The organism is Fulvivirga sedimenti (assembly GCF_020328055.1).
Genome location: NZ_JAIXNE010000002.1, coordinates 302,396 through 314,001 on the forward strand (window position 1 = coordinate 302,396; position 11,606 = coordinate 314,001).

Sequence of the window (11,606 nt, forward strand, 5' to 3'; positions counted from 1 at the left end):
AGTGGAAACTTCGTTTTCTTCTCTTCCCGAAGAAATTGACTTCAACCTTGATGTAAAGCCCATACTATCCGACCGTTGTTATCACTGCCATGGTCCGGATAAAAATAAGCGCAAGGGAAAGTTACGGCTCGACACGCGTGACGGACTTTTCGAAGCCCTCGAAAATGGGGAGAAAGCCTTTGTACCGGGAAAATTGTCCAGGAGCGCAGCCATCGGGCGCATCCTGCACACCGATCCGGAGTTAATGATGCCCCCTCGGGAGTCGAACAGGTTCTTATCTGACCGTGAAAAAGCAATTCTGATTAAATGGGTGGAAAGCGGAGCTCAATGGAAGGAGCATTGGGCCTATATTTCACCGGAAAAAGCCAATCCACCGGCTCGGATTTCCGGATGGAATGCCAACAACGAAATCGATCTGTTCATTCAGGAAAAACTGAAGTTGCGGAATCTCGAGCCGGCACTTCAGGCTGATAAGGAACGGCTGCTCAGAAGGGTAACCCTCGACTTGACAGGGCTGCCGCCAACCATTGAAGAGCAGGATGCTTTTCTGGCTGATTCAGATGAAAATGCCTATGAAAAGGTGGTGGACAGGCTGCTGGCGTCAAAAGCCTACGCGGAAAGGATGACTTTGGAATGGCTGGATGTGGCGAGGTATGCAGATTCACACGGGTTTCATGCAGACGGGGCCCGCACCATGTGGCCCTGGAGGGACTGGGTGATCGAAGCATTCGATCAGAATATGCCTTATGATACCTTCGTAACCGAACAGCTAGCCGGAGATCTCATCCCTGATGCAAAACGGGAGCAGATCGTGGCCACTGCATTTAACCGAAATCATCCCATGACTGCTGAAGGGGGTGTGGTGGATGAAGAATTCAGGCTGGAGTATGTGGCCAACCGAACCAATACCCTGGGTACAGCATTCCTCGGGCTAACACTGGAATGCGCACGATGCCACGACCACAAATTCGATCCGATCACACAGAAGGAATATTACCAGGTAAGTGCCTTTTTCAACAATATGCGCGAGCTGGGCATGACTGGTGACGATGGCGATTTTGGCCCTATGCTGCCATTGCCCAGTTCTCAAACCGACAGCATCATTGCCTACCTGAATGAGGAGATATCTAGCCTGGAAACGGGACAATCCTCTGTTTCAAAAACTACCAAAAGACAGGAACCCGTTCTTCGGCAGCAACTTGATAAGATCACTCCTACAGATTCTACAAAATTCATGGACCGCAATCCCAATGTCTATGCGCAAGGTCCCGTGGAACTCATCGACGGTGTAAATGGAAAAGCTGTTTTATTCAATAACCAGGACGCCCGCCTCTATATCAATAATTTTGGACAGTTCGAGGCATTTGAACCTTTTACGGTAAGCGCATGGGTACGCGCAGACAAGGAAACAGGGAAGACCAAAGTGATTATTGGGAATGCCGGTGAAAAGAATAATCTATGGCGCGGCTGGGATGTTTACCTCGACTCCACAAATCACCTGAGTTTCAGGCTCATCAATACCCTCCCTCACAACATGATTCACGTCAGATCCGCAGATACGATTAAACTGGGCCAATGGACTCAGGTTTTGGTATCCTATGACGGGTCATTAAAAGCTTCCGGAGTTAAAATGGGAATTAACGGTGACCAGGTAAAAACTAATATTCTGTACGATCGTCTTTATAAAAACATCCTTCCAACCAACGTTTCAAGGACCCGCGACAAGCGGGGCGTCGTTCTCGGTAAGAGTTACAGAAGCTTTACTGGTGACAATGGTATTCTGAAAGGCTCTATTGATGAACTCGCAGTCTACGATTTTGCAGTCGACCCGATGGAGTTTAAATCCATTTATGAATCGACAAGGAATGGTTCCGTGGCAGGTGTAACCAGGAGAATTTCACAAGAGGAACGGAAGCTTCAGGAACTACGAAAGAAAAAAATCTACACCCTGGATACCATACCTGAACTTATGGTCATGGAGGAAATGGAGGATAAGAGGCCAACTTTTATTCTGACAAGGGGCGAATATGACAAACCTACAGAAAAGGTCCAGCCTGCTACGATCGATAAAGTCCTCCCATTTGATGAAAGCTACACGAGAAACAGACTCGGACTCAGCAAATGGCTGTTCGACAGAAATAATCCGCTTACCGCCCGTGTTGCCGTAAATCGTTACTGGCAGATGATCTTCGGAAGGGGTATTGTTTCAACCGTGAATGATTTCGGCAGTCAGGGTGCACTCCCCTCCCATCCAACGTTGCTTGACTGGCTTGCTGTAGATTTTATTGAAAACGGCTGGGATGTGAAGGCATTACTGAAAAAGATGGTAATGAGTGCGACCTATCAGCAATCAAGCCAGGATTCCAGGGATAAATTTGAAGCAGACCCCGAAAATATATTCCTGGCCAGGGGACCCAGTTATCGACTTCAGGCTGAAATGATACGTGATAATGCTCTGGCTTCCAGTGGATTATTAAATCGGAAAATTGGCGGTCCCAGTGCTAAACCATATCAACCCGACAGTCTATGGATTGAACTGGGAAATTTTTCACACTTCCTCCTTTACTATAGACAGGATCATGATGATCAGCAGTACCGCCGAAGCATGTATACGTTTATCCGCCGGACATCTCCGCCACCCAACATGATCATTTTCGATGCAACAAACAGGGAGGTTTGCACTGTATCGAGAGAACGCACGAATACACCGCTGCAGGCATTGGTGTTGCTCAATGATCAACAATATGTTGAGGCCAGTAAGGCATTAGCCTACAGGATAAGAACCATGCCCAATTCTGAAGATGTTGAATCGCAAATTGAAAACGGATTCCGTCTCGTCTTGTGTCGAAAACCGAACCGTGATGAATTAGCGGTACTTACGCGGCTGTATGAAAGTGAACTGAATGCTTTCCGTGAAGATCAGCAAAGTGTAAAAGAACTGTTGGCAGTGGGCGACTTTGAGATTCCCGACGAATGGCAAAATGCTGAATTAGCAGCACTCACACTGGTCTCAAGCACGCTTTACAACATGGATGAATCCTATATGAAACGATGAAGTACTATGTGTCATAATCAACACAGCAATTACACACGAAGAGACTTTCTTACCCGCACCTCATTGGGTCTTGGAGCGTTATCGCTGGGTTCGCTGCTCAATGGTACCGGCGCATTTGGCAACTCACTATGGCAGGATAATGCCCCACCCCATTTTCCTGCACGTGTGAAACGGGTCATTTACCTATTCCAGAGTGGTGCACCTTCGCAGTTAGACTTGTTTGATTACAAGCCCCAGCTTATTAAGATGAATGGCGAACAACTCCCTGAAAGTATTCGAAAGGGACAGCGTCTCACGAATATGACAGCGGGTCAGTCATCCTTCCCACTGGTAGGCTCCATTTTTGATTTTAAGCAGCATGGTGAAAGTGGCGCATGGATCAGCAGTCTGATGCCTTATACAGCACAGATCGCAGATGATCTCACCTTCATCAAATCGATGTATACCGAAGCAATTAATCACGATCCTGCTATAACCTTTATTCAGACGGGATCCCAGTTCCCCGGACGACCATCGATTGGCTCCTGGGTGAACTATGGCCTGGGAAGTGATAATGAAAATCTGCCTGCCTTCGTGGTGTTGGTGACAAAAAACAAATTCGGACAGCCACTATATTCACGGTTATGGGGTAATGGCTTTCTTCCTTCTGAATACCAGGGGGTACAGTTCCGTGCGGGTAAAAATCCTGTACTTTATCTGAGTAATCCTCCGGGGGTTACAGAAACTGCACGCCGGCGCCAACTTGACGCGTTAGGGGATGTACAGCAAATCCAGTTCGATAAGGAAGGTGACCCGGAAATTCTGGCGCGCATGTCACAGTATGAAATGGCCTACCGCATGCAAACCTCAGTCCCCGAGATCATGGATGTTTCCGGAGAGCCTGAGTATATCTACAATCTTTACGGTGAGGACAGCAGGAAACCAGGTACATTCGCCGCCAATTGCCTGCTGGCAAGACGGTTAATTGAAAAGGATGTAAAATTTGTTCAGCTCTACCATCAGGGCTGGGATCAGCATTATGCCTTGCCCGAAAATATAAGAATTCAATGCAAGGAAACCGATCAGCCAACTGCCGCATTGATTCAGGATCTGAAGCAGCGCGGGCTACTCGAAGACACACTTGTGATCTGGGGAGGAGAATTCGGACGGACAAACTACTCACAGGGCACACTAAATGCAACAAGTTTTGGAAGGGATCACCATCCAAAGTGCTTTACTATTTTCATGGCAGGTGCGGGAGTGAAACCAGGAATCAGCTATGGAACTACGGATGAGTTCGGATATAATGTTGCAAGCGACGGAGTGCACATTCACGACTTTCAGGCAACCCTCATGCATCTGTTGGGTGTTGACCATGAAAGGCTCACCTTTAAATACCAGGGACGGAGATTCCGGTTAACCGATGTGCATGGCAAAGTGGTAAAGGATATTCTTTCATAAATAATACAAGCAAAATGCCGACAAGAAGAAAATTCATCAAGGGAAGTGCCGCTGCACTGGCATTGGCATCATCAACTCCGGCATTTTCAATTGCTAAGATCCGGCATTCCAAAAATGCTCCGGTTGTTGGACATGGCGCTCATACCTACCGTGTACACAAATCATGGGGTGATCAGGACCCTGCTAAAATTCCGGTTCGTGATTGCCACGAAATGGTTCAGGACCGTTCAGGAAGATTGATTCTTCTTACCAACCATGTGAAGAATAACATTATTATTTACGACCGAAGCGGTAAGGTTACAGATACGTGGACACTTGAAACTCCTGGAGCGCATGGATTAACCATCGTTGATGAAGGGGGTGAGCAATTCCTCTTCATTACAGATGAACGGATAAATAAAGTTTACAAAACCACCCTTGACGGCCGTGTTTTGCTCAAACTGGATTATCCAACCATGATCCCGGCGTATACCGAAGCGGCTAAATGGAAGCCAACAGAAGTGGCCGTTGCACAGAATGGAGACTTTTATGTGGCAGATGGCTATGGCCTCAACTACATCGTTCAATATTCTCCACAAGGAGAATATATACGGCATTTTGGCGGTCAGGGAGATGGGGATACGGAATTCCAGTGTTGCCATGGTGTAACATTGGACACGCGTTTCGGAAGAAATGAATTGCTCATTACATCGCGGACGAAAAATGAATTCAAACGGTTCAGCCTGGAGGGTGAGCACCTGGAAACAATCAGCCTTCCGGGTTGCTGGATCTGCAGGCCGGTTATTAAGGGCGATGAGCTTTACTTTGCAGTAATCGTTAGCAAAGAGTGGTTCAGCTACGACGGTATGCTGGCCATCCTTGATAAAAATAACAAAGTAGTTTCATTACCCGGAGGAAGCGAGCCTGGGTATGAAAACGGCATGCTGGTTCCGCCTATATCTGATGATGTGACCTTTATGAACCCGCACGACGTCTGTATTGATAATGATCTGAATATCTATGTTCCCCAATGGTATTCGGGCAGAACATATCCGATTATGCTGGAAAGAGTTTAGAAAAAATTAAAACGAAATAAGTACCATGGGAGAATTACGAAAGGAAGATGTAAAACAGGAAGTTTTTGACTTGTATGATGATTATGCACATAATCGTATTGAGCGCCGGCAATTTATGGAAAGGCTGTCGGCCTATGCAGTTGGCGGAATTACACTGCCATCATTGCTGAGTTTTGTTATGCCGAATTACCAGGACAGGATACAGGTGCCTGCCAACGATCCACGGCTGAAAACTGAGACTATTGAATACGATTCTCCCAAGGGTGGCGGAAAGATAAAAGCACAATTATCAAGGCCTGTCAGCAGCTCCGGGAAATTGCCCGGCATCGTGGTGGTTCACGAAAACCGCGGATTAAACCCGCACATCGCCGACGTAGGAAGAAGAGCTGCGCTTGCCGGATTTATCTCCGTTTCACCCGATGCCCTGTCCCCTCTCGGAGGTTATCCGGGCAATGATGATGATGGCCGTACCATGCAGCGTGAACGTGACCGCGATGAGATGCTGGAGGATTTTATCGCAGCTTTTGAATATCTCAAAAACCACCCCGGATGTACAGGTAAAATCGGTGTGGTTGGTTTCTGTTTTGGCGGATGGATTTCCAACATGATGGCGGTTCGAATCCCTGACCTGGGTGCAGCCGTTCCTTTTTATGGCGGACAGCCCTCTGCCGATGAGATACCGAACATCCAGGCTCCGCTCCTCATCCATTATGCCGGATTGGATGAACGTGTGAATGCCGGATGGCCTGATTACAAAAAAGCCCTTGAAGAAAATAAGAAAGAGTTCACGACCTACATTTATCCCGATGTGAACCATGGTTTTCACAACGACACCACAGGAAGATTTGATGCTGATTCGGCCAGGCTTGCGTGGGAACGTACGGTGGCATTCTTTAAAGAGAAACTGACTAAGTGAATCCTATTAACCAATACTTCTCAGAAATTTGATTAGAACTTTCTAACTAATCAAATTACCTTCATCATCCCACTGGGCAATGTCTGCGCGTTTGTCCTGATCCACGCACTTGGCCAGCCAGGCGGGATCATAGGCCACCCCATGCTGATCCAATACCTCCTGTGGAACACCATCCCAGACATTCGGGGTATTGCCCTTATAGCCGAGGTCATCCAGGCCCATTCGAGTGGTATAGTATCCCGTCAGCACAAGATTCCGAATCCTGGAAAAGAAAGCTACTCCCTGTGCCAGCTCTGGAGCGGCATCATCGGGGTAAGCAATTTGATCCAGTATTTGCTTTTGTTGGGCTGCTGTAGACGAACTGAAATTAGTTTTGAATAATCGGTTTGAATAATTATCAAGCCACATCAATCCACCCCGCATGGGTGTTTGATGGTAAGTAATATCCTTCACAATAAATTCAATGAATTCAGGCACTCCCGCCTCAGTGGCGGAGCCGGCCGTATCGGATGCCGGAAGAATCAAATCACAAAGTACTGCGATTGTATCAATTTCACTGTCATTGAAAAAAGTCTGATCCATTAATTTGGCATCGTGTGCTTTTTCCTTATCTGTTCGCCCATATGCAGGCGCTTCAGGAAGCAACGGTGGCGTGCTCACATTGGTTGCCGGTTCACATGAAGTGAGGATCAGTCCGCCTCCTATTCCACCGGCAAGTAATGACTTTATGGTTTCTCTTCTGTCCATGATATTAAATATTCCGTTGCTTAATCTGTTCAACAATGTAATCTGAAGTGCGCCATGATAACGCCAGAATGGTCCAGGTAGGGTTTTTATCAGCCTGTGACACGAACGGACCGCCATCCACGATAAATACATTCTTCGCGTCATGAAGCTGCTGATACCGGTTCACTACCGATTTCCTGCGGTCGTCTCCCATCCGTGTGGTTCCAACTTCATGAATGATCCTGCCCGGCGCAGCCAGTCCGTAGTCCTGATCCTTCCCGGGTTTCGAACCCAGCACAACTCCTCCCATTCCGTCAAATACCTCTTCAAATGTATCATGCATGTGCCGGGCCTGGTTGCGTTCATGATCAGACCAGGTATAATTAAAACGCAAAACCGGTATACCGAACTCATCGACCACATTGGGGTCGATCTCACAGTAATTATCCTCCCGCGCGATACATTCTCCCCGGCCCGAAAGCCCAACTACAGAGCCGTAGAATTTCTTCACGTCATCCCGAAGCTGATTTCCATACCCTCCGACTTTCTCACCGATATATTGGTTAAGGTCATTGGGATTAAATCCGAATCCATAGGACGGCATTCCCATGCCACCCCAGACCTCCATGTGGTACCCGCGAGGAAAATCGAGCTCTTTATTATCAAGCCACCACGGGAAGTATATATGGGCACCGCCTACACCATCTTCGTTATAAGTTTTACGGTTCATCAGGTCGGGTATAAACGCTGCCCTGCTGGCACCTGTTGAGTCATGTAAATACTTACCCACAACACCACTGCTGTTTCCTAAACCTGCAGGATGCTGGGCGCTTTTTGAATTAAGCAGAATACGTGCAGAGCTACAGGCTGATGCGGCAAGAACAACCACTTTCCCCCTCAACGCATACTCCTGTCTATCTTCTTTATTCACGTATGACACTCCGGTTGCTTTTCCCTCATTATCGGTAAGTACTTCCCGCACCATGCTGTTCACATAGAGGTCGATCTGACCCCCTGCTTTTTGTGCCGGGAAAATCAGACAGGTTCCAGAGGAAAAATCGGCATATACGGAACAGGCCCGGTTGCACTGACTGCAATAAAAGCACACTCCACGTTCTTCATTGATCCGCTTGGTTAAAATTGACAGCCGGTTTGGAATGACCGTAACTCCTGCTTTTTTGGCGCCTTTAATGAAATACAATTCATGCAGCCGAGGCTTTGGGGGCGGTAGAAAAAACCCATCCGGTTCATTGGGTATATTCTCTTTGGAACCGAATACGCCTATCAGTTTGTCTACCCGGTCGTAATATGGCTTAACATCCTCATATCCGATCGGCCAGTCCTCACCCAATCCGTCGATGCTTTTATGTTTGAAATCATTGGGGCCAAACCGCAATGATATTCTTCCCCAGTGATTCGTTCGTCCGCCCAGCATCTGGGACCTGAACCAGTCGAACCGTGTCCCGGGCGCATTGGTATACGGCTGGCCTTCAATTTCCCAGCCTCCATAGGCGCTGTCAAAGTCGCCGAAAGGCCGAACACTCGAAGCTCCCCTTCTCGGAGATTCCCAGGGCCATTTAAGTTGGGTTCGCTGTTCCGGGGCTGCCGGGTCGTAATACGGACCGGCTTCTACCACAGCCACTTTGAGACCTGATTCAGAAAGTACTTTCGTTGCCATTCCTCCACCGGCACCGGATCCTACAATGATGACATCATAAACGTCGGGTGATTCTTTGATTTGCATAGATACATGGATGAGTCAGACTATAAGATAGTAAAATTCTGAAGGAATGGCAGTGACAGATTTGTAATTAATCTTTGAATAGGTTCAGATCCAAGATGGAATAATTAGGTAGTATTGGAAGATATATGTGAGTATTTGAAAGAATTATGTTAATCTGTTAAAATTCCCAAAAACAGGTATCATAAAAGCGTCAATCATTGGTTGATAGCTGTTAATAGAATCAGTCAAATCCATCGAATTTTGATATGTGGTATTTAGTACCGCTGCTATAGAATCGAAAATTTGAGGACTATGAAATCATTGAAAAACTCTGCGAGGAATTCCTGCAGCTTGTTCGCGCTAATTACTCTTTTCCAAATCACATCGTCAGTAAATACCCTGGCACATCAGCAAATGATGTTTTACGAAACCGATGGTCATTACTGGACAGTTTTACTTGTTTGTAAACAGCTGGGCATTCCTGAGGCTGAAGCGATTGCCTATGCCGCAGAATATCCGGACAATGTAATGAACCAAGACGGGTATATCGTTAAAAGCCGGATGACCTACCTGCTTCCAAAGTCCCAGAAAAAAGTTCATGCACTTACCGGCGGCTTGCCCGAAGAGGAACTGGTAATTTCCAGGATCATGTTAGCGGAAGCTAAATCCGCCAGGCAAAAAGGGACAGCTGCCCATCGCCTGGGAGATACATATGCACATACAAATGATAAAAAGCATAAAATGTTTCCTCACATCATTGGGCATCTTTTTCATATGAAAAAACCAGATCAGATACATAGAAATCCCGGGAAATATCTCCAATATGTAAATGATCTTATCAAATCATTCGGCGGACCGGAGGCTGAGATTGACATGTTTGTATTCAACTACATTTCTGACCATGGATTAGACTCAGAAAAGAATGCGGCAATTCTGAAAACAGAATATAACAGACTAAATGGTGCCCTTGCTTTCAGCGTTGAAAAAGACCATATCACGGTAGTTAACGATTACCTCCTCAGCAGAAATTCCCTTGGGTCATATGCCATACATCGGAATACAGATTCGAAAGGAAGAGATACAGCAACCATAATATTTATTAAGGAAAGTGATTCATACGTTACTAAATATGCATCCCGCAATAAATAACCCCTGTTCTGATGAAAAATTTGACATTCGCTACATCAATTATTTGTTTATCTGTCTTATTCAAATCTCATTTATCTGCGCAATGCATTCCAAATTTCCCATACAAGGATGGATGGATGGGTGGGGATTATGCCATATCTGTGCTTCTCCCCGATGAACGAACGTTATGGTTATTTTCTGATACATTCATAGCCCCCATCGGTGAAAATTCACGCAAAAATGCGGTAATGATTGCCAACACCATGGCCGTTTCAAGTTGCAATGAAGATAAATGGAATATCCGGTATGATTGGAATAGAAAGAAGCCCGATGAGCCGCAAGCGATTTTTTTACATAACGATCCATCCCATAAATACTGGCCAGCAGATGTATTCATTTCCGATAATACGTTATGGGTAATTTTATCTGATATTGGCCCTAAACCAGAAGCTACCTCAGATGATCTATTCGATTTCAAACACTACGGAACGACGATCGCGAAAATAGAAAACTATGGCGATCCTATCTCTGATTGGCTCATTGAATACTCGCCATGGGAAGAAGATTTCGTGCCCAAAGAATGGGTACAAGGTATAATGCACGAAGGTTATTATTATGTCTTTTATTCTGATAATGACCGGATTCTTCTCAGCAGGTTGTTCATCAATGACTACGAAGAACGACTGGAATACTGGTCAGAAGATCTTTCCTGGAAAAGAGGTTTCAATAAAACAGATGCGGCTGTCTTATTTACTGACAAAGTCGGAGGAAGTCTCACATATCACTCAGAGAAAAAAGAATGGATCCTTATTTACGGTCCAAACTTCCTGAGCAACCGTATCATGTACAGGACTGCCACGGACCTCACAGGCCCGTGGTCTGATCCTTATGTATTACTTGAAACCGAGGAAAATACTCCGGGAACACATCGATTCAAATCAACTAATTTCTGTTATGGAGCACATGAACAGAATCAGTTCAATCATGAAGATATGATTGTAATAACTTATGACTGCAATTCATCCAGCATCGATAGCCTGATTAATGACCTTTCAATATATCATCCAAGAGCGATCCACATTAATTACCCTTCTTCAAGATAACCTTAATTACTTCACCAGGGTGTACTTAAAATCGCATCCATCTTCGTCATTACCCGTTAAGGTCAGTGTATTACCCGTGATTTGATAACGCATTTCCTGGCATAAGTCAAACTGACAAATGTTCACTTTATCTCCTGAAACGGTGTAGGTTCCTTCAATATCAAGAAAAGTCGCTCCGGCAAAAATCAAGACAAGTCGAACGGTATTATCTTTTCTAAAAGTAAAGGTGAAACATTCTGTATCAGAACAGCTATACGTACTGTTGCTATTGTTCGATGGATCATCACAGCTGGAGTACACTTCAGAAGTTACTTTCCATGTATTTACAAGGGGGGCATCCGGTGTGGTTTCATCATCATCCTTATTACAGGAGGAAAATGTAAAAAGAACCGATAATAGAAGCAAAATAGAGATTATAAGATTTTTCATGGTGTTTTTTATGCAAGATCATCATAATGAT

9 protein-coding genes are annotated in these 11,606 nt (G+C 45.7%); 6 read left to right on the forward strand and 3 right to left on the reverse strand.

Features of this window, described 5'->3' with window-relative positions:
• The first annotated feature begins 1 nt into the window (after position 1).
• From LDX50_RS07680 to LDX50_RS07695, 4 genes are read left to right on the forward strand one after another with little or no spacing between them, the layout of a single operon-like run.
• Positions 2-3,055: a DUF1553 domain-containing protein gene (locus LDX50_RS07680; RefSeq protein WP_225697857.1), complete on the forward strand. Its 3,054-nt coding sequence runs from the start codon at positions 2-4 to the stop codon at positions 3,053-3,055.
• A gap of 6 nt (positions 3,056-3,061) precedes the next feature.
• Complete coding sequence (locus LDX50_RS07685) at positions 3,062-4,495, forward strand: DUF1501 domain-containing protein (RefSeq protein ID WP_225697858.1); 1,434 nt, start codon at positions 3,062-3,064, stop codon at positions 4,493-4,495.
• 14 nt (positions 4,496-4,509) lie between these two features.
• Complete coding sequence (locus tag LDX50_RS07690) at positions 4,510-5,550, forward strand: NHL repeat-containing protein (protein ID WP_225697859.1); 1,041 nt, start codon at positions 4,510-4,512, stop codon at positions 5,548-5,550.
• Between the two features lie 25 nt (positions 5,551-5,575).
• Positions 5,576-6,466 (forward strand): dienelactone hydrolase family protein, encoded by an 891-nt coding sequence (locus LDX50_RS07695; protein WP_225697860.1) that lies wholly within the window; start codon positions 5,576-5,578, stop codon positions 6,464-6,466.
• Between the two features lie 42 nt (positions 6,467-6,508).
• Here the strand turns inward: LDX50_RS07695 and LDX50_RS07700 are convergent, their stop codons facing one another.
• Both LDX50_RS07700 and LDX50_RS07705 read right to left on the reverse strand, forming a co-directional pair.
• Entirely contained in the window at positions 6,509-7,213 is a 705-nt protein-coding gene (locus LDX50_RS07700; RefSeq protein ID WP_225697861.1) for a gluconate 2-dehydrogenase subunit 3 family protein, read from the reverse strand.
• 4 nt (positions 7,214-7,217) lie between these two features.
• The gene (locus LDX50_RS07705) at positions 7,218-8,936 is read right to left on the reverse strand and encodes a GMC family oxidoreductase (RefSeq protein ID WP_225697862.1); all 1,719 of its coding nucleotides are present in this window, start codon (positions 8,934-8,936) and stop codon (positions 7,218-7,220) included.
• Between the two features lie 291 nt (positions 8,937-9,227).
• Here LDX50_RS07705 and LDX50_RS07710 point away from each other — a divergent pair, with 291 nt between their 5' ends.
• Together LDX50_RS07710 and LDX50_RS07715 are read left to right on the forward strand one after the other, a co-directional pair.
• Positions 9,228-10,064 carry a hypothetical protein gene (locus LDX50_RS07710; RefSeq protein WP_225697863.1) on the forward strand — a complete coding sequence of 279 codons (837 nt, stop codon included), beginning with the start codon at positions 9,228-9,230 and terminating at the stop codon, positions 10,062-10,064.
• 11 nt (positions 10,065-10,075) lie between these two features.
• Positions 10,076-11,146 (forward strand): DUF4185 domain-containing protein, encoded by a 1,071-nt coding sequence (locus tag LDX50_RS07715; protein WP_225697864.1) that lies wholly within the window; start codon positions 10,076-10,078, stop codon positions 11,144-11,146.
• Positions 11,147-11,152: 6 nt separating this feature from the next.
• Here LDX50_RS07715 and LDX50_RS07720 read toward each other — a convergent pair whose 3' ends face one another.
• A complete protein-coding gene (locus LDX50_RS07720) occupies positions 11,153-11,575 on the reverse strand; it encodes a lipocalin family protein (protein ID WP_225697865.1) in 423 nt (140 codons plus the stop codon).
• Between the last annotated feature and the right edge of the window lie 31 nt (positions 11,576-11,606).

Bases quoted from the DNA above. Each gene is read 5' to 3' on its own strand.
- LDX50_RS07720 (WP_225697865.1), bottom strand. From the start codon at position 11,575: ATGAAAAATCTTATAATCTCTATTTTGCTTCTATTATCGGTTCTTTTT.
- LDX50_RS07710 (WP_225697863.1), top strand. From the start codon at position 9,228: ATGAAATCATTGAAAAACTCTGCGAGGAATTCCTGCAGCTTGTTCGCG.
- LDX50_RS07715 (WP_225697864.1), top strand. From the start codon at position 10,076: ATGAAAAATTTGACATTCGCTACATCAATTATTTGTTTATCTGTCTTA.
- LDX50_RS07700 (WP_225697861.1), bottom strand. From the start codon at position 7,213: ATGGACAGAAGAGAAACCATAAAGTCATTACTTGCCGGTGGAATAGGA.
- LDX50_RS07685 (WP_225697858.1), top strand. From the start codon at position 3,062: ATGTGTCATAATCAACACAGCAATTACACACGAAGAGACTTTCTTACC.
- LDX50_RS07705 (WP_225697862.1), bottom strand. From the start codon at position 8,936: ATGCAAATCAAAGAATCACCCGACGTTTATGATGTCATCATTGTAGGA.
- LDX50_RS07690 (WP_225697859.1), top strand. From the start codon at position 4,510: ATGCCGACAAGAAGAAAATTCATCAAGGGAAGTGCCGCTGCACTGGCA.
- LDX50_RS07695 (WP_225697860.1), top strand. From the start codon at position 5,576: ATGGGAGAATTACGAAAGGAAGATGTAAAACAGGAAGTTTTTGACTTG.